Source organism: Chryseolinea sp. H1M3-3 (assembly GCF_029360725.1).
In the GTDB taxonomy this organism is placed as follows: Bacteria; Bacteroidota; Bacteroidia; order Cytophagales; family Cyclobacteriaceae; genus Chryseolinea.
The window spans coordinates 288981-309025 of sequence record NZ_JARKMY010000018.1 but is presented as its reverse complement, the minus strand read 5'-3'; the positions used below and the strand labels follow the sequence as shown (position 1 = coordinate 309025).

Genomic DNA, 20045 nt, shown 5'->3' with positions numbered 1-20045 from the left:
CTACTTTTTAGTTAGCCAGCCGTTTGATTCCATCCAATTTATGCAGCGTTGAAACCAATCGTCTTTTGTTGTTTTATTGTTCAATCCGAACCCGTGTTGACCCGCTTGATAAATATGAAGTTCCGCTGGTACTTTATGTTTTAGCAAGTTTTCATAGAACCTGACACTGTTGATAGAAAGTACGGCTGAATCATCGCTCGCATGCACGAGGAAAGTTGGTGGTGTCTCATTGGTGATTTGAAGTTCGTTTGAATAGAAATCTATTTTTTCCTTCGTTGGATTTTTTCCCAGAAGCCGGTCACGTGAACCGCGGTGTCCGATATCATCCTGAAAGCTTATGACGGGATATATAAGGATCATGAAGTCTGGTCGAAGTATTGTATTTTTTGGATTTTCAATTTTCAATTCGCTGTAATGAGTTCCAATCGTGGATGCAAGATGGCCTCCCGCAGAGAAGCCCATTACACCAATTCGTTGGGGATCAATTTTATAGGCAGCCGCATTTTCACGCACCATCTTAATTGCTTGCTGTGCATCCTGCAGCGGTCCGATTTCTTTTTCAACCATTGTTTCATCTTCCGGTATCCTGTATTTCACCACAAATGCCGTTATTCCAACTTCATTAAATCTTTTTGCAATATCATAACCTTCGTGACGCACCGCGTTTATCGAATAGCCGCCACCAGGGAAAATAATAACAGCTGCACCTGTTGAAGTCTTTTCAGATGCGGGATAATACCGAATGGTGGGTACAGAAATTTTGCTTACAATGGTCATTCCATTTCGCTCCTCTGTTTTTTCTTCGTTCGCGGTGGATTTGCTATTGGGGATTTTATCCTTGTATAAGGGAAAAGTGTCTTGCGCGAAAATTGTATTCATCAATAGCAGTATCAATGGAAGGGTTAGACTGATTTTTAACATCCGCAAAAATTTATGAGTACGTAAAATAACAAAACTATTAGTCTTTAAGGTAAGTGAGGAAGATGAAATATTCTATGCTGCTCCAAGCCATACTGTACTGTAGCATCCTGGTTCATTTAGAATAATTTTTTAGTGCGTTGTCTTTTCAAATGTCTATCTTGGTTTACTAAAATTAATTCCATGCGCTTTGCGATTTATTTCTTTGTTTCCTCTATTGTCTTTCTGTTTGGCTGTCAGCAGGAGAAGGACGTTCCGCGGGTGGAGCAATGGACATCATTTGAGATTTCGCTTAAGGCTGAAAATAGATATGAGAATCCTTATACGGACATCGACGTGTGGGCCGAGTTCAAGAATGAAAAAGGCGTCGTGATGCTTCGGCCGGCTTTTTGGAACGGTGGTCAACAATGGATTGTCAGATTTTCTCCTCCGGACCATGGTTCTACATGGTCATGGAAAATTCTATCTTCCTCAAATGACGTGGGCCTCGCAGTAAGCGGGCAACTTGTCTCTGAGCCTTATTCAGGCAGCAACAAACTTTTGCGCCATGGATTTTTAAAGATGTCTCAGGGAAAAAGAAATGTCGTTCACGCCGATGGAACACCTTTCCTCGTAGTTGGGGATACACCATGGGGTATCCCTTTCCGGGCGAAGCCAGAGCAGGTCGATGAGTATGCTAAAAACCGTCAACGCAAAGGTTTCAACACGGCTTTGTTGATGTCCGTGCAGCCCGACCGTTATGCGGAGGGTCCTGAATCGCGTGATACTGTTTTAGGATTTGACCGCGCATTCGAAGATTTGCGCGATGGACATTTGAATAAATTGAAGCCAGATTATTTCCAGTACCTCGATTCGCTTATGGGAATTCTGCTTGCCCATGAAATTGTTCCGGTATACCAGCCTGTTTTTCATGGCTTCGGATGGAAAGGTAAAACCGTGTTAGGGACTACAGCTGACCCTGGGGAGTATGCGCGTTATTGTAAATACCTCGTAGCACGTTATGGAAGTTACCCGGCGTTTTGGCTTGTAAGTGCTGACGGAACGGGAAAAGATCCAGGCGTACTACCCGGAGGAGAAACCGTTGAAAAATGGGATGCCTACGGTCAGCCTACTGGTATTCATTACAATCCTGCTGACAATTATTTAGCTTCATGGGCCCAGGGCGACAGCTCGAAATGTTTTCATTTTAACCGATCGCATCAGCATGAACCGTGGCTGGATTTTCAATGGGCGCAGAGCGGGCATGATGGCAAACACATCACTTATAAGGTGGAAGAAATGTATTTAAACAAGCCCGTCAAGGCAGTCCTTAACGGAGAGCCTACCTACGAAGGGATGGGTGGAGGAAAGCTGGGACTCGGTTGGTGGCAGGGAGAGGAAGCATGGACGCAATTAATGCATGGTGGGACGATGGGTGTGGTTTATGGTGCTGCAGCTTTATGGCAATGGAAGCTTACGCCGGATGAAGAAGGGTGGGGCGCATGGACCGATCAACCCCTTTCCTGGAAAGAAGCTATCAATTTGGAAGGAAGCCAATATGTAGGTTTTGTTTCAAAAGCGTTTGAAGGTTATGATTTTGCTGACATGGAGAAGCGATGGGACCTCACAGAAGGCAACCGGCCGCTGCTTGCTAAAGAAGGGAAGTTTTATGTTGCCTATCTGCCGGAAGGTGGGGACATCAAAATTAAATCAGTGCCGCAAAATCTTGCAGTGAGGTGGTTCCAGCCGCAAAAAGGCGAATGGAAGGATGGTAAAACCGAAACTGACTTTGTGTACAAAGCGCCGGATAAGAGTCCATGGGTGTTATTCATTGGCGAAAGAAAAATTTAGCGGCTGCCAACCGAAAGATTGGTTAATCGAGTTTCGCGTGGTAGATGTGGCCGAAAATACACAGTTCACAATTTTTTGTTCTATTAAAGTCTCTTGTATGATCTTATGGAAAAGCGGCATTTTTCTGTGAAGCACTGAGCGTAGTTTTGTATTGTCAGTTTTCATAGAGAGGTTTTATTTTTTTCCTGACTAAAAGCCCGCCATACCCTGGCGGGCTTTTTAGCTTTTCAACTTTTTCGGTTCGGCCGTCTTGATTGTCACGACCGATTGTCTGAGATTTCTGATAGTCATTTTATTCTGCTGGAAGTTGCTGTTAAGATGTCGCATTCTGCCCGTATAAACTTCATATTTACACCCCTTCAATGTCATATCGCTGTGATAATTTTGTCTTCATCAACAAACATCTAATCAGAAAAAAATGGAAACAATAGAAAAAACAGCCATCACTGTTGAAGCAGTGGTGAAAGCTCCAGTAGAAAAAGTTTGGGCTTACTGGTCTGCACCAGAACACATTACACGTTGGGCATTTCCATCTGACGATTGGCATGCGCCACATGCTGAGAATGATTTGCGTAAGGATGGCAAATTTAAAACGACGATGGCCGCAAAAGACGGAAGTTTCAGTTTCGATTTTGGAGGTGTTTATACGAATGTTGTACCCAACAAAGTGATAGAATATGTGATCGATGATGGCAGAACGGTGAAAATTGTTTTCTCTGGGAATGGCAATCAAACCACCGTAACCGAAACCTTCGATCCGGAAAACATAAACCCGATTGAAATGCAACGTGGTGGCTGGCAGGCTATTCTTGACAATTTTAAAAAATACACGGAAGCGAATTAATGTCAACCAAGGGACGCCTTAAAACTTGTAAGCAAGGGCACCAATATTACAAAAGCAGTGACTGTCCTACGTGCCCGATCTGTGAAAAGGAAAGAAAGCCTAATGAAGGCTTTCTTTCCATATTAGGTGCCCCGGCCAGGCGCGCGCTTGAGGGTGCAGGAATTGTTACCCTTCATCAACTGGCCAAGAAGCGCGAATCTGAAATTTTGCAACTGCATGGCATGGGACCTAGCTCTATCCCTAAACTTCGTAAGGCGTTAGCGTCACAAGGGTTGTCTTTTTCTAAAGGATGATTGGTATTTGTGTGTTTCATGCTTAAAATAGTCCTCCGATTGCTGTAAATTTTCAGCACTTTATTCCTCTGGATGAAACCCCTGGTTAATAAAAAATATCGCCTTGAAAAATTTCATGGTAAGGGCGGTTGGACGTTTGCACGCATACCTGAGATAATTCAGGATAGGAAAGCTCATTTTGGTTGGGTGAAAGTAAGAGGGTCCATTGATGGTTATGAGATCAAAAAATATCACCTGATGCCTATGGGTAATGGAAATCTTTTTCTTCCCGTTAAAGCTGAGATCAGAAAGAAGATCAAGAAAGATGAAGGTGACCTTGTCCATATTATACTATATGCCGATAACGAGCCGTTGGAAGTTCCCGAGGAAATGTTGATTTGTTTACAAGATGAACCTCAGGCGTTGTCATTTTTTAATTCTCTATCAGAGAGCGAGCGTAAGTTTTACATCGACTGGATTTATTCCGCGAAAAAAGAAGAAACTAAAATTGACAGAATCGCAAAAACCATTAATCGGTTGATGCAAGGACTTAAGCTATACGACAAAGAAAAATTGTAGCTAAAAGGCTGTTGTAAAAATCCAGTGTAACCAATTTTTCTTCCAACGAAAAGGGGCAGGGTTTTCGGTATAACCTTCAGCTGATTTCGTCGTTCCAGCTTCTTTATTTATAATTATGCCCTTCCGCATCCCTGCCTTCCGCGAGTGTTATTCATTATCGGCGCACCTAAATAGGTTATAGACAGACGTCACCTCAGCCGATACCTTTGATAAAAAAATTAATACCATTTATGAAAACCACCGACGCTGATCAATATGTTTTGAAATCAGTCTTTCTTAGAAAAAATATTTTATGCATCGTTCTTTTGGCTGCAGTGTCTTTTTTGGCCGCCTGTAGCTCAAATGACGATCCAGCTCCTGCCGGCCCGGGTCCGACCACACCGCCGCCAGTAGTGCCCAGTGTTTGTAAGGTAACAACACAGACTGCCAGTGGTACAGGCAGGGAAAGCGCCACTATTACCTACACATATACTTATACCATTAACTATGGATACGATGAAAGAGGAAATCAAACAAGTATGAGCGCTACCTATAAGTATTCTTACAGCGATGGCAAAACTGCTAATTCGACTTCTTCCACCAGTCGACAATTTGATGATAACGACTTCCTTATTAGTTCTGTAATGCAATATGCTAGCACAGATAGGGATGGCGTTGCAACCGCACAGAGCAGCTCGTCTGAATACACCTATCAAAATGATCGTTTATCCAAGGAAACACATTCCACTACAAACAATGGTAAAGTGAAGGATTATAATTTTACTTATGAATACAACACCGATGGAAGGGTGACAAAGGCCAGCACCACTTATGATAATTCATATACGAAGTTTGAATGGAACGGTGATAAACTTCAAAAAATGACACGCGTGGACATGTATGGAAATTCAACTTCTCCTTTCCTTGAATTTAATACCCAAGGCTGGTTAACCAAGTCAATTGAAACTTTTGGAGGTGGATCTACTGATGAAATGCGGTATGAATATAACGCTGAAGGTGACAACATCAGAACTGAACGCCATATAAATGCGAAACCATCTTCAGCCTGGACGAATGAATTTGATACGAAAGAAAATCCCTTTCTATTGATGTATAAAAAATATAAAGGTCACCCCACCGTGCCACATACACAACCTGAGTATGCGCCTAAGCATAACCTGACCAAGTCAACTTACTATGGTGCGAGTGCCACCGGACAATGGGAGGTGTCATCAACAACGATTTATACCAACGACTACAATGCAAGAAATTTTCCCATCGATGTTATTGTCAAGACGTTGGATAAAAATGGTGTTCAAACTTCTTCCTATAGAACGTCCTATCAATTCATGGATTGTCAATAAGTCAATAACAGCTAAGGCGTTTATCCCTTCAGGCCAACTTCCCGAAAGTTTACTTTCGGGAAGTTTTTTTTGTGACAACCATCAGCGCGATTTCATGATAACAATCACACATCCATATGATAAGGATCAACATTTGAGCGGTTACCACGCGTCAACTTTGTTTAAAATTAAAATTATGAGAGTATTCATCATTTGTCTAGCTACCTTTTTTCTCTTTACACATGTTAACGCTCAAATCATCAATCCAAAAAAAGCGTTAGAGAAAAAAGCCAATAAAGTAATTGAGAAAAAAATTGAGGAAATTCCTGAAGACGCTTCTAAGAAGGAGGAACAACCCGAGGAAAAGGAAGTGAAAACTGAAGAGCCGAAAGAAGAACAAGTAAAAACGACCGGTCAAGCTAAGGCAAAATCGGATACAGTTCCGTCACTGCAAGCTTACTCAAAGTTCGATTTTATACCGGGGGAAAAAGTTATTTTTTATGATGATTTCTCGCAAGATAACATTGGCGACTTCCCCGCATTGTGGAACACAAATGGTTCGGCAGAGATTGTTACCACAAACTTGTATTTGGGTAAATGGATGAAGTTCAGCACCGTCAATGCAATCTGGACGGATGGATTGTTAAACCTTCCGGATAACTATACAATAGAATTTGATGTAGTTCCCATTAAAGGCGAAGAAGGTGGTATGGCGGGTTATCATTTTAGATTGATGCAAGCCATTAATGTAAAATCGTACGATCATGGGAGTGTTCCTGGAAAAGCTGGTCTCATGATAGGTTGTGAATATTTCGGCCGGCTTGGGTACAGAACCTATATCAACGGTGACGAAGGAAATGATCTTGGATTGAATGGCTTTAAAGAAGGAAAGCAATACTACCAATCAGAGGGAAAAAAATATCACATGTCTATTTGGGTTCAAAAGGCTAGGGTCAGGGTGTATCAGAACGAAGACAAGCTGTTCGATCTTCCAAGGGCATTTCCGGTGTCGAGCGTAAAGATGGACAGAATACGTTTTGAAGGAGGCGCAGCCATGGTGAGCAATGTTCGAATTGCCGTAGGGGCACCTGACATGCGGAATAAATTATTAACGGAAGGCAAACTCGTTAGCTACGGAATTTATTTTGACGTCAACAAAGCGGTGGTTAAACCTGAATCTTATGGCACCCTAAAAGAGATTGCAGCTGTCTTGAGTGAAAATCCGGATGTGAAAATCAAAATTGTTGGTCACACGGATGCCGATGGTGCAGACGCTGCCAACCTTGATCTTTCAAAACGAAGAGCCGCTTCGGTCAAAGAAGAACTTGTAACATCTTTCGGAATTGACGGGAGCAGAATAGAAACCGATGGTAATGGTGAAGCAAAACCTGTCGCGGCGAACGATACACCATCTAATAAAGCGCTTAACCGTAGGGTTGAGTTTATTAAGCAGTAGTTGGGGTTTAAAGGTTATCAGTAATCATCTAATCTGTAATAAGGTTGTCGGTGGTAAGGTTGGTTAATAGTTAGGTGAAATGGGTGCTTTGTTAAACCTATCGCTTCGCGGGGTGTTAGATGTTTGAGATTGTATTTTAAACCTAAACTGAAAATATGGAAGTTAAATCAGAAACCCTTTTAACCGGATATTCCCAGCATGAAAAGGCTGCGTATCTGGGCGCACTGGCAGCGCTTGCCACGGCAGACCGCGAGGCAAATGCCGATGAACTGGAACATTTACGCGAAATTTCTCATGCTGCTGGCATTTCGCCCGAAGAGGAGCAGAACATCATCGAGGCAGCTAAAGATACCTCTGGGCAAAACTTGAAACAGTGCCTGGATGCATTGAAAGAAAGCAATTTAAGATACGGTCTTATTACAGATCTAATGGCTTTGGCAAAAGCTGATCAAAGCTATACAGAAGAGGAAAAAGGAAATATTGAAAAAGTAGCTAAGTATTTGAACGTAACCCAGACTCAATTTTCAGTTCTTGATCAATTGGTAAACAAGGCTGGAGATGAACCTCATAACGCCGAGGAATTAGCCAAACCTGATTTCTTGCAATCGTCTGGCATGCAACAAAAGTTATCAAATGCCGGTATTGATTTAGGGGCGATGGGCAAAGGCATTTTTGGGTTCCTCGGCCCGATGCTACTGGGAGGTCTTGCGGGGAAAATGCTTGGCGGAGGGAGAAAAGGTGCAGGCGGACTAGCGGGTGGTGTACTTGGTGGAATGTTGGGTGGTAACGCTGGTGGGGGAATATCACTACCGGGAGGAATGGGAGGGTTAGGCTCTTTGATATCAGGACTAAGTAAAAGCAGAAGCAACCAAAGCATGGGCGGATTGCTAGGAAAGTTATTTAAGTAACACGCGTAAAATCACTTATAAAAACCGTTTCGACTCCAGGAACGGTTTTTCTATTTTATTCTACATCCCAACCCCTACTTTACGTTCGGCTATATGCAAATTCATAAGTCCAAAAGTGAATTGAGAAATACGATTGAAGGCAACACGAGTGTGGCAAAGTTTCCTCAAATTCCAAACGCAAAATCTTTTTAGCGTCACGAAACGCCTTATAAAAGCTGGCATTGTTTTACATCTTTATCCAACTAAAACGAGATACATGCAGCCAAAAGTCCAAGTATTGAAAGCGAAACCAATTCCGAATTACAGTTCACCCGACATACAGTGGATTGAGCGGCTGGCGAGATGGATGGATTCGCGATTTCTGATTCCGGGTACAAACATCCGGTTTGGGATTGATCCTTTGCTCAGTTTGTTTCCTGTGTTCGGAGATTTAATAACCTATCTGATTTCAGCAGCACTTATCTATACCATGCATAATCAAGGTGCGAGCCGGAATGTGGTGATCAAAATGATCTTAAATTCTACACTGGATGCGATCATCGGCGCTATTCCAGTGATAGGAACTGTCTTCGATATTTTTTACAGGGCAAATGACAGGAATGTTAAGTTATTAAGAGAGCACTATTTTGAAGGGAAACATCAAGGCTCCGGCAACGGGCTTTTAGCATTCGTCGCGGTCATGGCAATGATCGTGGTTGTTGCCGCGTGTTACGGTGTGTACAAACTTTTTGAGTTGATTTTTAATTTTTACCCGAACACTGGTGGGACTGATATAACCATTTGTGGTTTGTGAGACCAATACATCCAAGGCTGTTCATTGCTAAGTTGTGTTCTATCTTCTTTGTTATCACCAAGGTCAATGGTTCGTGTGTTTCTGTAAAATAAATTGACGATCCCTTTTTCCATGCGCTTAACTATTATATTTAGGCACTAAAGGAAACTCGTCAATGAAATACTGGTTTGGATGTTTGATAGTAATATGTTCTTATTCTTCGTTGGTTTTTTCGCAGCCTGAAAGCGTCAAAAGCGCTTTTCCTCCTGGAACCATCTTTCATCAAAATATACCGTATGCAAGTGATACCGTTAAAAAGCATTTATTGGATGTATATCTTCCAGCGGGTGGAGGATCGAATTTTCCTTTGGTGATTTGGGTGCATGGTGGGGCGTGGATGCATGGTGATAAATACGCAGACATGGGCTACATGAAAAATACCATTAATGCAATATTGCGTAATGGTTTTGCGCTGGCTTCCATTGATTATCGTCCTAGTACGGCTAGAATATTTCCTGCACAAATTCAGGATTGTTATCAAGCGGTTGAATTTCTTTTTGGCAATGCTGCAACGTACAAGCTGGACAAAAGTCGATTTTCGCTGATGGGTTTTTCAGCGGGTGGTCACCTTGCATCGCTGCTTGGACTCTCTTCGAATAATGCCGTCCCTGAATTCCATGTTCAGTCGAAGAAGCATTCATTCAAGATAAAAGCCGTTATAGATTTTTATGGTCCATCTGACTTCATGCTTTTTTTTGGTATGGCGAAACCCGATGAGGTTGACAATCCAATTGGTATATTACTGGGTAGTTCTCCTATTCTCCGGCCAGATATTAGTAAGTTGGCCAGCCCGGTAACATATGTCGATGCCAACGATCCTCCTTTCTTAATTGTGCATGGAGAAAAAGATGCAGAAGTGCCGCTGACACACTCTTATCTACTGAAGTCGTACCTGGATTTGGCCAAAGTAAAGAATGAACTTATTATAGTTAAAGACGCACCTCACTTTGGAGAAATGTTTGACACCGACGAAATAAGGACGAAAGTGATAATGTTTTTAAAAACCCAGTTAAAGTGATGGCTCGAGAAATTTTTATTCAACCAAATTACAAAATGATTGTCTTCATGAAATCCACATTCGTCTATTGCTTGGTTTTTGTTATCATCGTCTCGTGCAATTCGTCGGGCGATAAACCAACTGGCACCAATCTTAATATTGAAGGCACCTGGCAGTTAGTTACCGGTACGCTTATTGAAAATGGAGACACAACGGTTACCGACTACACCAAGGATCAAGCCATGATCAAGATCATCAATGAGACACATTTTTCATTCTTAAACCACGATTTGAAAAAAGAGAAAGATTCAACGGCGATTTTTTCTGCGGGAGGAGGCAGGTATCTTTTAGAAGGCGATCAGTACACCGAATACCTGGAATATTGTAATCATCGTGAGTGGGAGGGACACACGTTTCAGTTTACCATTAACATTGATGGTGACACGTTAACCCAACGCGGTGTTGAAAAAATAGAAAATCTTAACGTTGAAAGATATAATATTGAAAAGTATACAAGGGTGAAGAGTTAAAGAATCCACATTATAAATAGTTAGGGGTGAAGTATTAAAATTTACAAAACTTTATGGGAATTTTTTCAGCATTGTTAGGCAACGCGGGAGCAGTTAGCCAAGACGAACTAAAGAAGGATTACGCAAAATTGTTGTTAGAAGGTGAAGAAATCGAATTAGGTTTTAAGTTAATAAGAGACATTTTCATTTTTACTTCCAAGCGACTGATATTGGTCGACAAGCAAGGCCTTACCGGAAGTAAAACGGAGTACCTCTCGGTTGCCTATAAAAGTATTTCAAGATTTAGTATTGAGACCGCCGGTACTTTTGATTTGGATGCTGAACTAAAAATTTGGATTTCCAGCGAAGTACAACCTAGCATCAAAAAGAAGTTTAACAAATCAGTCAATGTTTATGATGTACAGATGGTGCTCGCCCACCATGTGTTAATGTAAGAGTCTGCAAGGTGAATTATTGCCAGTTGTAAGCGCGTGAGGGATAGTAGTGGAAAGCCCGAAGCGCGTGGGGCAGGAGTGTTGGCCGGACTTGGAACGGATAGCCCGACCCGTGGGTAGGAATCGTGCGGCGGGCAGGGGCACGCCCAAACTTCTATGATAACCTTGGTGTGAAAATATTTGCTCACCGCATATATTAAAACTATTCTAACGCACGTTTCATCCATGGTTACCTAACGCCTTATATGAAATCGTTGTTTTGCCTGATCTTTGGCCTGCTTTCTTGTTATGCGCAAGCGCAGAAATTTACAATTGATGGTTCCATAAAAGATAATGCAACAGGTGAGACACTGATAGGCGCAACTATCTTCAATCCGAAGACGCTGCAGGGAACCACGACCAATACATATGGATTCTATAGTTTTACGCAATCTCGGGACTTAGTTTACTTGCGTGTTTCCTATGTTGGATACGGACCAGTTTCATTAAAATTTTTCCTTTCCCGTGACACTACCATTAATATCGGGCTCGTATACGAGTCTACGTTGAAAGAAATCGTTATTGAAGGAAAAGCAGAAGACAGGATTCAGGAGAGTACGCGGATGGGAACTATCGATGTGCCACTTCAGCAAATTAAATCTTTGCCTGCATTTCTTGGTGAAGTTGATGTTCTTAAAGTCTTGCAATTATTACCCGGTGTGCAGTCAGGTTCGGAGGGATCCAGCGGATTGTATGTGCGCGGAGGAGGTCCGGAACAAAATCTAATTTTGCTGGATGGTGTCCCGGTTTATAATGCATCCCATCTTTTTGGATTCTTTTCTGTCTTTAATGCGGATGCAATCAACCGAGTGGAGTTGATCAAAGGTGGATTCCCAGCGCGATATGGTGGCCGATTATCGTCCGTGATTGATATCAACATGAAAGAAGGTGACGTGAATAAATTCAGAGGTGAAGGTTCCATTGGGGTCGTAGCATCACGGCTTACACTTGAAGGCCCAATCATTAAAGGCAAGACTTCATATATTGTTTCTGGACGTCGGACCTATATCGATGCAATAGCCAGTCCGTTAATCAGAATTGCTTCTGACGGTGATGAACGTGCCGGGTATTACTTTTATGATTTAAATGCAAAGATAAACCACCACATTAATAACAAAAACCGAATATACCTGAGTGCCTATTCGGGAAATGACAAGGCCTTTGCGAAATCTGAATATGACAACGAAGGGAGCGACAATAATTCCAAATACGAGGAAGCGCTTAGGTTAGGATGGGGTAATATTACAACGGCACTTCGTTGGAATTCAATCATTACTAACAAGTTGTTCAGCAACGTAACGGCTACGTATAGTCGGTATAGATTTTTGGTGAATGCCCAATCCAAAGAAACGACAACATCGCCAGATACTACGATCAGTGAATTCTACCACTCGGAATATAGCTCGGGTATCCGCGATTTTGCGTTAAAAGCAGACCTGGACTATGTACCCAATCCGAATCATTTTATCCGGTTTGGCGGACAGTTGATCGATCATCGGTTTACACCGGGAGTTCTTAGCTATAAATCTACCGACGCCCAAGATACCACCGTTGGCGCGCAAGTCACCCATGCAAAAGAATTCTTTGTATATGCAGAAGATGATTTTATGGTGTCACCCCGGTTGAAAATTAATGCAGGAATACATGCATCAGGATTTGTTGTGGAGAGTCGATTTTATAAGTCATTGCAGCCGAGAGTTTCGGGAAGGTTTTTAATAACACCTGATATTTCGGTAAAGGGATCGTATGCACGGATGACGCAGTATATCCATCTCCTCAGCAATGCAGGCATTGGCCTGCCCACCGACTTATGGGTTCCTGCAACCTCCAAAGTAAGGCCTGAGCATTCTTATTTAGCTTCGTTGGGTGCAGCATATAATTACAAGAACGCCTATGAATTTAGCGTCGAAGGATACTATAAAGAAATGGAAGGGCTCATCGAATACAGGGAAGGTGCTGACTATCTGAATGTGGAAAGTGATTGGCAGACCAAAATAGAAACGGGAAAGGGGAATAGTTATGGTGCGGAATTTTTTATGCAGAAGAAAACCGGAAGGATCAGTGGATGGATTGGTTACACGCTTTCGTGGACTTACAGAAAATTTGAAAATCTAAATGAAGGGAGACGTTTTCCATATCGATATGACAGGCGTCATGACATCAAAGTAGCAGCGGTGTACGAGTGGAGACCGAACAGAGAATTCTCGATGACATGGGTTTTCGGAAGTGGATCTGCAGTGACGCTACCGAAATCATTGTACGCTGCGGCCTCTGAAAATCCATCACCTAACTCGCGCACAGGAAATTATGAATATTATGGTGATCGGAACAGTTTCCGTATGCGCGCTTATCATCGGCTTGATGTGAGCTACACAACCACTAAGAAAACCAAATGGGGGGAACGTTCGTGGAGCATCGGTGCGTATAATGTCTACAGTCGTCAGAATCCTTTTTTCATTGACATTACAGGTGGGGGTGGGCGTAAACCCAAATTTGTTCAATACAGTCTGTTTCCGATTATTCCTTCCATTGCGTATCGATTCAAGTTTTAAGATATGAAAATGTGTATTCAAAATACTCAACGGGTATTCTTTCACAAGTATGCAGCACTTTTTCTTTTTGTTCTGTTCACGAGTTGTGAACTAACGGTAGATATTGATGTCCCCTTCGAACAGCAAAAGTTGGTGCTCAATTCATTTTTTAATACTGACAGTGTTTGGGCCGCTACACTCAGCGCCAACCAACACATACTCGATACGTTGTATGAGCAAAGAATTGAAAACGCGCTCATTGTAGTTTATCATGCCGGGGCAGCAGTGGACACATTAATGCATTTGAGTGATGGCGTTTATCGAGCTGATACAGGTAAGCCTGTGCCGGGTAAAAGTTATGAAATAAAAGCTACGGCGCCAGGTTATCCCGATGTTACAAGTCATTCTTATATTCCTTTGCCAACGCTTATCACAGATATCCAGGTTACGAAGGGTGCATCATCGGAAGGGTATCCAGAAGATGTATTTCATGTTAAATTCCAGGACGATCCGCTCGTGGAGAACTTTTATCAAATCTACGTCGAGGGCGAATCCGACTATATAGATTTTGAGACCGCAAAGATTCGGAAACATCGGTTCCGTTTGGGTATGGCGACCAACGATCCTTCTGTACGGAGCAACGAGTACAGCGGCTTCGATGGTATTTTCATAAAAGACGTCCTGTTCACAAACGGCAATGGAGCCATATCTTTTACTACTCAGGGACAGGTCATGGATTTTTATTCCTACGTGATCGTAACTATCCGCACCCTTAGCAAAGATTATTATAATTACAAAACAACGGGAAGGTTACAAGAGGATATTTCCGACAACCCATTCGCGCAACCCATCAATGTTTATAATAACATCGACAATGGGTTCGGTATTTTTGCAGGCTTTAGTGCATCACATTATTTTGCAGGCGAACCAAGGCCTCGACCGGTTATTACGTCCATTTCGCCACTTCGTGCAGCGCCACTGGATACGGTTGTTATTTCTGGAGAAAATTTTTTGGACGTATCGCCTCATTATGGGAGTGTAATATTTACTGCTTCGGGGGCTCTGACTTACGCATCTCCAGTTCGAACTACGCCGAATGAAATCGTAGTGTTAGTTCCGCGCAACGCCATTACCGGGAAAATTTTTGTCAGCAATGCAAGCTGGATTACACCATCCGATATTGAATTTGAGGTTATCAACTGAAAATCAAGTAGTATTTTCTCATGTTATAACCAGCAGCAGTTTTAAACGACACACTAAAACCTTTCTTCTACCTCTCAGGTTATTCAGTAGGACCAAAAAAATTGCAGCGATGAAAGGAATGTTAATGATTTGGCTGGTTTTGAGAATTGCCGACGCAAGCGTCAATATTGACAACAAGATTAGTATAATATTTCCTGGTTCTCCAGAAAGGAGTGCGATGTCAGACAAAGTTTACTACATGTACAGCACGGATAAGTTTGTTTACAACGCGGCCTATACTGATCTGAAAATCGATTTGCATACGACGTCCTCTTCAGAGCAACAGGACAAGATTTATGCTGGATTTATTAAAGGCGCGCTTGATGCCGCTACCAATAGTAAACTCTTGTCGCAAAGAGATATTCATATCAAAAAACACCCCGGAAGAGAGATCACCTATATCAAAAGGTTCGATAAATCCGACAATGTGAAAATTGTTAAGCGTATTATTTTATTAAACAAACGGTTATATCAATTTGAATTGTGGGCGTTGAACGGCCAAATGGATCAGTCGAAGCTTGATAAATTTTTCAATTCCATAAAAATTAATGAATAGCGACGGCTACCGGAATTCGTTCCACGATTTCGATCCATAATAACAATCTCCTCGGAAAGTTGATGCTAAGGACACACACCGTTATTAGTTCGCCAGATGACCTGCGCATTTCGAAGAATATCTGAGGGGATGTCGTCGCCTATTGCCCCGACTAAGCGGCCACTACAGGTTCTGACTAACGGCGGGGAAGTATTGCATACCGGGCAGCACAACAAAGACACAAACACACGCCGGCCTTTATAGATGGTATGATAAATGATGTAGTCTGCATACAGCGACCCGGTTTGACTGTTATATTCAATTTCTGCTTTTAACCATTGCAATTCAGTCGCGGGGTCTGCTACGCCACAAGTATTGAGATGTCCGTCGTCAGAACATGATAGAAAAAGTACAGGAACAACGATATACCATTGAGATAACTTCATAAGCTTGGATTTGGTATTAAATGGACAACGGCGTCGACTGAAAAGTTGTAACTTTTAAAAAATATACATCAGTGGTTAAAAGAGTATCACTAAAAAGTATGAAGTTTACAGGAGGGTAAAATATAGAGCCCTGGTTAATTATGAAAACAACGCTAATTATTTTCCTTATGTTTTCTATCTCTGCAGCCATAGCGCAAACAACCGGCAAAGAATATTATTTGTTGGTTGGCGCGTACGCTAACCAAGGGAAAACAAATGGTATTGACGTGTATAAGTTTAACTCACAAACCGGTGAATTCCAACGTGCACAACCAACAACCATTCTGGAAAATGCTTCTTACCTGGCCATTAGTGCAGATAAAAAAAATGTATATTCTGTAAGTGAAAGTGGTCAAGAGAAGGCGAGTGTGCATGCTTATTCTTTTGACGCAGCCACGGGAAAACTAACATTTCTAAATAGTGTATCATCACAAGGGGATCATCCTTGCTATATTTCGGTAGACAAGAAAAAGAAGTTTGTTTTTGTTGGTAACTACTCTGGCGGAAATTTACTTTCGATACCTTTGAACGCAGATGGATCATTTGGTTCCAATGCACAGAACATCAAGCATGAAGGCGGAAGTGTCAATAAAGAACGCCAGGACAAATCGCATGTCCACTCCGTTGTATTGTCACCGGACAATCGGTATCTTTTGGTGCCGGATTTAGGTGCCGACAAAGTTTTTCAATACAACGTTGATGTTACGAAACCTCAGGCGCTCACGCCTGCTGCATCGCCATATACTGCGGTAAAATCAGGTGCCGGCCCACGCCATATCACATTTCATCCTAACGGCAAGTATGCATACCTGGCGTTAGAATTAGTCGCCCAGGTGGCCGCCTTTGATTTTAAGAATGGAAAGCTTCAAGAGAAACAGATCATTGCGCTGAATCCTGATTTCAAAGGTGATATGACCGCGGCTGATATTCATGTTTCACCCGATGGCAAATTCTTATATGCTTCCAATCGTGGTGAGGCCAATGAGTTATCAATTTATTCGATCGACAAGGAAGGTAAGCTTACCGCCGTTGGACGGCAATCGGTGTTGGGCAAAACACCGCGCAATTTTGCGATTGATCCTACCGGTAACTTTGTGCTGGCAGCCAATCAGAACAGTAATGATGTTGTGATTTTTAAACGCGACTCAAAGACTGGCTTACTCACGCCGACCGGAAAAAAGATTGAATTGCATAAACCGGTATGTTTAAAATTTGTAGAGGTAGGAAAATAGCAAGTATTATTCTTGTTGTAATTCGCCTGTAGCCTTATTGAAAGTTTGCCCGCTATTCTTAGCGGGTAAACTTTTTAATCCCAAACGGTCATTACCTTGATTTCTTTTGATGCGGGATCAGACCATTTGTCAAAGTCCGTCAATATCGTCTGATAACCTACCTTGCTGGTAATGTAAGCACCAGAATTAAATTTTTTTTCACGCAGCACTTTCATCACAAATTCAAAATCTTCTCTCGTAGCATTCCGGCTGCTCATTAAAGTCGTTTCTTTTGCGTGTAGTGATGGATGATAAAAAGAGAGTTCGCCTTTAAATAAACCTACCAGTACAAACGTACCTCCATGTCGCATATATTCCAGACCTCCTTCGATAGCGCGTTTGTTTCCGGTGGCATCAAAGACGGTATGTGCTAGTTCGCCATTGGTAAAATCTTTGACCGCATCAAGCGGCGAGTGGAGGGCATTAATTGTGGCATCTGCTCCAAACTGTTCTTTGGCTATAGACAAACGATAATCGTTTACGTCGATCACCATCACTTTTGCTCCAAGAAATTTCGCCAGTTGTATCATAGCCATACCGATAGGCCCACAGCCAATAACGACAATGGTTTCGCCGTTTTTAGTTTGGGCACGTCGTAAAGCATGGGCGCCAATAGAAAGTGGTTCAACAATGGCTATTTCCTCAAAGGATAGATCGTTGGCAGGAATGAGCAAACGATTTGGCACTGAAATAATTTCTTGCATACCTCCATCGGTATGAACACCAAGCACAGCAATCTGCTGGCAACAGTTTGACTTTCCTGCTTTACAGGAAACGCATTGCTGACAATTGAGATAAGGAATGATTACTGCGCGATCTCCAGCTGAGACGAGATTTTTTTGGGAAGTTGTTTCAATAACTTCTGTAGCCAATTCATGTCCAAGGATTCGCGGGTATGAAAAAAATGGTTGGTTTCCTTTGTATGCATGAAGGTCGGTACCACAAATACCAACACGTTTAACTTTTAGCAAAGCATTTCCTTCCGTGAGTTCCGGTGGTCTGCCGTTCTTTAATGAAAAATGATTTGGTGTATCACAGCTTATATAATTCATTGTTCAGGTCTTTTCGTTACTTATAGGTCTTAGTCGCCTTTGTATTTTCTTACGCATCAACTTAAAATTAAAACTATTTAACATTGCCAAGTGCGTCCGTTAATAACTTTCGTTAGATTTATTAAAATTCGGCTATGGGTGTTAAGGTTATTATTACCGGAGCTACCGGCATGGTTGGCGAAGGTGTACTTCACGAATGTTTGATTCATCCTGATGTGGAGAAAGTACTTATCATAAACCGTAAATCTACCGGTTTGAAACATGCAAAACTCGAGGAGATTGTTCATGCGGATTTTTATGACCTATCTGCAGTTGAATCAAGGTTGTTGGGTTATACTGCATGCTTCTTTTGCCTCGGGGTATCATCCCTTGGCATGCGTGAAGAGAGGTACCACCGTGTTACATTTGATCTTACCCTGAACTTTGCTAACACACTTCATAAACTAAACCCTGATCTGATTTTTTGCTACGTTTCGGGTAGCGGTACCGATAGCAGTGAAATGGGCAGATCGATGTGGGCGCGCGTTAAAGGTAAAACTGAAAATCATTTGTTGCTCCTGGGCTTTAAAGATGCATACATGTTCAGACCAGGGTTTATGTATCCTACCCCAGGTCTAAAAAACACATTGAAGTTCTATCGTTTCGTTAATTGGATGTATCCAGGCATCCGGAAATTTTTTCCTAAGTATGTTTCAACGTTAAAAGAATTGGGCTTGGCCATGATCCACGCGGTAACTAAGGGCTATAGCAAATCTGTATTGGAGGTGGAAGATATTGTGGCGCTGGCCAAATGACGTTGTTCTGCGGCATTCAACCTCGGACCTATGGGAAGAATAGTCGTTTCGGCTATTTGAAGATGCTCAACTGAGTGCGGAGTCACGTATTGCGCCGTCAACGTTATCTAAATTGCTTCCAACGCACGACGGCAATACGCTACACACAAGGCAACTTCTTTCACTGCATCCGAATCACTTGGAACAGGGTATTCCAATTCAATCGTAGCCGGAAACTTGAACTTTTGTTTCTTCATTAATTGAAGTACTTGTACAAGTGGTGTATCCCCTTCGCCCCAGGGCATGTTATCCCCCCCGTTAGTTTTAGATTTCCTATCTTTAATATGCATGCTGTATATCCGCTCATGCTTAGCCTGGATCAATGGGATTGGATCCAGCCCTGCGGCGACATAATGTCCAATATCACAATTAAGCCCATTGTACTTGGATTGAGACAGCGCCTCATCCCACGATGTGAATGTTTGCTGAAGGTGACCGTGGTAACCCACACCGATTTTATGCTCGGCCGCTAATGTCCCTAGCCTCAGCGTCTGTGCGGGATTTGTGGGTAACTCTACCGTTACATGGCTTGCACCTAATGCCTTAGCAGAGCGCATTGCGTATGCTATTTCTGCGTCGGAATTTTTTTCACCTAAAGCCCCAGGCTTCCAGGCGTAGATAGAAACCCCAGCATCATTATACATTTTCCTCAGCTGTACAAATTTGTCCATTGAAACAGTCGAGCGCCATGCGGCAATCTCTTTTGCTTTTTGTTCTTGTTCTGCCAATTGCTCAGCAGTAGGCTGTGGTCTCGGGCCTGAAGGTGGCGGACCGGTACGAGCTTCTGTCGACGTATGTGGAGCGCCGGCAAATGCTTCACCCGTATTGCCCATCAACTCCACTGCACTGATGTTACAATCGATGCAATATTTTAAAATTTGTTCGGCGTTGCTCGGTAAGCTTCGGAACGAATAAGAGATGGCACCAATTTGTACACCACCAAATTTTGAATTCGGTTTTGACATGGCACGGAGTATAGCAGGTGCGCCGATCACTGTAGAACTTGCAAACGCGAAACCAGTTGCTGCCGCTGCTGATTTTTGAATGAACTCACGACGGGAAACAGTGCTGGTACTTTTACGGGGAATATTTTTCATAGCCAAAATATTTCTTTTAAATTCAAACCTTGGAACTT

Annotated in this window: 20 protein-coding genes; 16 read left to right on the top strand and 4 right to left on the bottom strand. The window is 42.4% G+C overall.

All coding sequences use genetic code 11. The features are described 5' to 3' along the window. Nucleotides 1-921, bottom strand: coding sequence for an alpha/beta hydrolase (locus P2W71_RS25205; protein WP_276374192.1), 921 nt, complete (start codon nucleotides 919-921; stop codon nucleotides 1-3). A 180-nt stretch (nucleotides 922-1101) separates the two neighbouring features. Here P2W71_RS25205 and P2W71_RS25200 point away from each other — a divergent pair, with 180 nt between their 5' ends. The 14 genes from P2W71_RS25200 to P2W71_RS25135 all read left to right on the top strand — a co-directional run bounded on the left by P2W71_RS25200 (nucleotide 1102) and on the right by P2W71_RS25135 (nucleotide 15290). Continuing rightward, on the top strand, nucleotides 1102-2748 hold the full coding sequence (locus P2W71_RS25200; RefSeq protein ID WP_276374191.1) for a DUF4038 domain-containing protein: 1647 nt from the start codon (nucleotides 1102-1104) through the stop codon (nucleotides 2746-2748). Between the two features lie 418 nt (nucleotides 2749-3166). Next, nucleotides 3167-3592, top strand: a complete 426-nt coding sequence (locus P2W71_RS25195; protein WP_276374190.1) for an SRPBCC family protein — start codon at nucleotides 3167-3169, stop codon at nucleotides 3590-3592. Then, nucleotides 3592-3885, top strand: coding sequence for an RNA polymerase alpha subunit C-terminal domain-containing protein (locus P2W71_RS25190; RefSeq protein WP_276374189.1), 294 nt, complete (start codon nucleotides 3592-3594; stop codon nucleotides 3883-3885). The genes P2W71_RS25195 and P2W71_RS25190 overlap by 1 nt, the downstream gene beginning before the upstream one ends. A 72-nt stretch (nucleotides 3886-3957) precedes the next feature. Beyond that, entirely contained in the window at nucleotides 3958-4443 is a 486-nt protein-coding gene (locus tag P2W71_RS25185) for a YdeI/OmpD-associated family protein (protein ID WP_276374188.1), read from the top strand. A 230-nt stretch (nucleotides 4444-4673) separates the two neighbouring features. Continuing rightward, on the top strand, nucleotides 4674-5786 hold the full coding sequence (locus P2W71_RS25180; protein ID WP_276374187.1) for a hypothetical protein: 1113 nt from the start codon (nucleotides 4674-4676) through the stop codon (nucleotides 5784-5786). 175 nt (nucleotides 5787-5961) lie between these two features. Further along, a complete protein-coding gene (locus P2W71_RS25175) occupies nucleotides 5962-7221 on the top strand; it encodes an OmpA family protein (protein WP_276374186.1) in 1260 nt (419 codons plus the stop codon). Nucleotides 7222-7376: 155 nt separating this feature from the next. Then, nucleotides 7377-8129 (top strand): TerB family tellurite resistance protein, encoded by a 753-nt coding sequence (locus P2W71_RS25170; RefSeq protein WP_276374185.1) that lies wholly within the window; start codon nucleotides 7377-7379, stop codon nucleotides 8127-8129. A gap of 256 nt (nucleotides 8130-8385) precedes the next feature. Then, complete coding sequence (locus tag P2W71_RS25165; protein WP_276374184.1) at nucleotides 8386-8922, top strand: DUF4112 domain-containing protein; 537 nt, start codon at nucleotides 8386-8388, stop codon at nucleotides 8920-8922. A gap of 154 nt (nucleotides 8923-9076) precedes the next feature. Continuing rightward, nucleotides 9077-9979, top strand: coding sequence for an alpha/beta hydrolase (locus P2W71_RS25160; RefSeq protein WP_276374183.1), 903 nt, complete (start codon nucleotides 9077-9079; stop codon nucleotides 9977-9979). A 47-nt stretch (nucleotides 9980-10026) separates the two neighbouring features. Beyond that, nucleotides 10027-10488 carry a hypothetical protein gene (locus tag P2W71_RS25155; protein ID WP_276374182.1) on the top strand — a complete coding sequence of 154 codons (462 nt, stop codon included), beginning with the start codon at nucleotides 10027-10029 and terminating at the stop codon, nucleotides 10486-10488. A gap of 53 nt (nucleotides 10489-10541) precedes the next feature. Continuing rightward, nucleotides 10542-10922: a PH domain-containing protein gene (locus tag P2W71_RS25150; protein ID WP_276374181.1), complete on the top strand. Its 381-nt coding sequence runs from the start codon at nucleotides 10542-10544 to the stop codon at nucleotides 10920-10922. A gap of 245 nt (nucleotides 10923-11167) precedes the next feature. Continuing rightward, nucleotides 11168-13513 carry a TonB-dependent receptor gene (locus tag P2W71_RS25145; RefSeq protein WP_276374180.1) on the top strand — a complete coding sequence of 782 codons (2346 nt, stop codon included), beginning with the start codon at nucleotides 11168-11170 and terminating at the stop codon, nucleotides 13511-13513. A gap of 3 nt (nucleotides 13514-13516) precedes the next feature. After that, on the top strand, nucleotides 13517-14695 hold the full coding sequence (locus tag P2W71_RS25140; protein WP_276374179.1) for a DUF4249 family protein: 1179 nt from the start codon (nucleotides 13517-13519) through the stop codon (nucleotides 14693-14695). A gap of 109 nt (nucleotides 14696-14804) precedes the next feature. Further along, nucleotides 14805-15290 carry a hypothetical protein gene (locus P2W71_RS25135; protein ID WP_276374178.1) on the top strand — a complete coding sequence of 162 codons (486 nt, stop codon included), beginning with the start codon at nucleotides 14805-14807 and terminating at the stop codon, nucleotides 15288-15290. Nucleotides 15291-15355: 65 nt separating this feature from the next. Here P2W71_RS25135 and P2W71_RS25130 read toward each other — a convergent pair whose 3' ends face one another. After that, the gene (locus tag P2W71_RS25130) at nucleotides 15356-15715 is read right to left on the bottom strand and encodes a hypothetical protein (RefSeq protein WP_276374177.1); all 360 of its coding nucleotides are present in this window, start codon (nucleotides 15713-15715) and stop codon (nucleotides 15356-15358) included. A gap of 140 nt (nucleotides 15716-15855) precedes the next feature. On the opposite strand from P2W71_RS25130, the gene P2W71_RS25125 reads away from it, so the two are divergent. Then, nucleotides 15856-16986 (top strand): lactonase family protein, encoded by a 1131-nt coding sequence (locus P2W71_RS25125; protein ID WP_276374176.1) that lies wholly within the window; start codon nucleotides 15856-15858, stop codon nucleotides 16984-16986. Between the two features lie 74 nt (nucleotides 16987-17060). On the opposite strand, the gene P2W71_RS25120 is transcribed toward P2W71_RS25125, so the two are convergent. Beyond that, the gene (locus tag P2W71_RS25120; RefSeq protein WP_276374175.1) at nucleotides 17061-18077 is read right to left on the bottom strand and encodes a zinc-binding alcohol dehydrogenase family protein; all 1017 of its coding nucleotides are present in this window, start codon (nucleotides 18075-18077) and stop codon (nucleotides 17061-17063) included. A gap of 134 nt (nucleotides 18078-18211) precedes the next feature. Between P2W71_RS25120 and P2W71_RS25115 the strand changes: the two genes are divergently transcribed. After that, a complete protein-coding gene (locus tag P2W71_RS25115) occupies nucleotides 18212-18871 on the top strand; it encodes an NAD-dependent epimerase/dehydratase family protein (protein WP_276374174.1) in 660 nt (219 codons plus the stop codon). A 107-nt stretch (nucleotides 18872-18978) separates the two neighbouring features. On the opposite strand, the gene P2W71_RS25110 is transcribed toward P2W71_RS25115, so the two are convergent. Then, nucleotides 18979-20007 (bottom strand): sugar phosphate isomerase/epimerase, encoded by a 1029-nt coding sequence (locus P2W71_RS25110; RefSeq protein WP_276374173.1) that lies wholly within the window; start codon nucleotides 20005-20007, stop codon nucleotides 18979-18981. Nucleotides 20008-20045: the final 38 nt, after the last annotated feature.

Bases quoted from the DNA above. Each gene is read 5' to 3' on its own strand.
- P2W71_RS25205 (WP_276374192.1), bottom strand. From the start codon at position 921: ATGTTAAAAATCAGTCTAACCCTTCCATTGATACTGCTATTGATGAAT.
- P2W71_RS25200 (WP_276374191.1), top strand. From the start codon at position 1,102: ATGCGCTTTGCGATTTATTTCTTTGTTTCCTCTATTGTCTTTCTGTTT.
- P2W71_RS25195 (WP_276374190.1), top strand. From the start codon at position 3,167: ATGGAAACAATAGAAAAAACAGCCATCACTGTTGAAGCAGTGGTGAAA.
- P2W71_RS25190 (WP_276374189.1), top strand. From the start codon at position 3,592: ATGTCAACCAAGGGACGCCTTAAAACTTGTAAGCAAGGGCACCAATAT.
- P2W71_RS25185 (WP_276374188.1), top strand. From the start codon at position 3,958: ATGAAACCCCTGGTTAATAAAAAATATCGCCTTGAAAAATTTCATGGT.
- P2W71_RS25180 (WP_276374187.1), top strand. From the start codon at position 4,674: ATGAAAACCACCGACGCTGATCAATATGTTTTGAAATCAGTCTTTCTT.
- P2W71_RS25175 (WP_276374186.1), top strand. From the start codon at position 5,962: ATGAGAGTATTCATCATTTGTCTAGCTACCTTTTTTCTCTTTACACAT.
- P2W71_RS25170 (WP_276374185.1), top strand. From the start codon at position 7,377: ATGGAAGTTAAATCAGAAACCCTTTTAACCGGATATTCCCAGCATGAA.
- P2W71_RS25165 (WP_276374184.1), top strand. From the start codon at position 8,386: ATGCAGCCAAAAGTCCAAGTATTGAAAGCGAAACCAATTCCGAATTAC.
- P2W71_RS25160 (WP_276374183.1), top strand. From the start codon at position 9,077: ATGAAATACTGGTTTGGATGTTTGATAGTAATATGTTCTTATTCTTCG.
- P2W71_RS25155 (WP_276374182.1), top strand. From the start codon at position 10,027: ATGAAATCCACATTCGTCTATTGCTTGGTTTTTGTTATCATCGTCTCG.
- P2W71_RS25150 (WP_276374181.1), top strand. From the start codon at position 10,542: ATGGGAATTTTTTCAGCATTGTTAGGCAACGCGGGAGCAGTTAGCCAA.
- P2W71_RS25145 (WP_276374180.1), top strand. From the start codon at position 11,168: ATGAAATCGTTGTTTTGCCTGATCTTTGGCCTGCTTTCTTGTTATGCG.
- P2W71_RS25140 (WP_276374179.1), top strand. From the start codon at position 13,517: ATGAAAATGTGTATTCAAAATACTCAACGGGTATTCTTTCACAAGTAT.
- P2W71_RS25135 (WP_276374178.1), top strand. From the start codon at position 14,805: ATGAAAGGAATGTTAATGATTTGGCTGGTTTTGAGAATTGCCGACGCA.
- P2W71_RS25130 (WP_276374177.1), bottom strand. From the start codon at position 15,715: ATGAAGTTATCTCAATGGTATATCGTTGTTCCTGTACTTTTTCTATCA.
- P2W71_RS25125 (WP_276374176.1), top strand. From the start codon at position 15,856: ATGAAAACAACGCTAATTATTTTCCTTATGTTTTCTATCTCTGCAGCC.
- P2W71_RS25120 (WP_276374175.1), bottom strand. From the start codon at position 18,077: ATGAATTATATAAGCTGTGATACACCAAATCATTTTTCATTAAAGAAC.
- P2W71_RS25115 (WP_276374174.1), top strand. From the start codon at position 18,212: ATGGGTGTTAAGGTTATTATTACCGGAGCTACCGGCATGGTTGGCGAA.
- P2W71_RS25110 (WP_276374173.1), bottom strand. From the start codon at position 20,007: ATGAAAAATATTCCCCGTAAAAGTACCAGCACTGTTTCCCGTCGTGAG.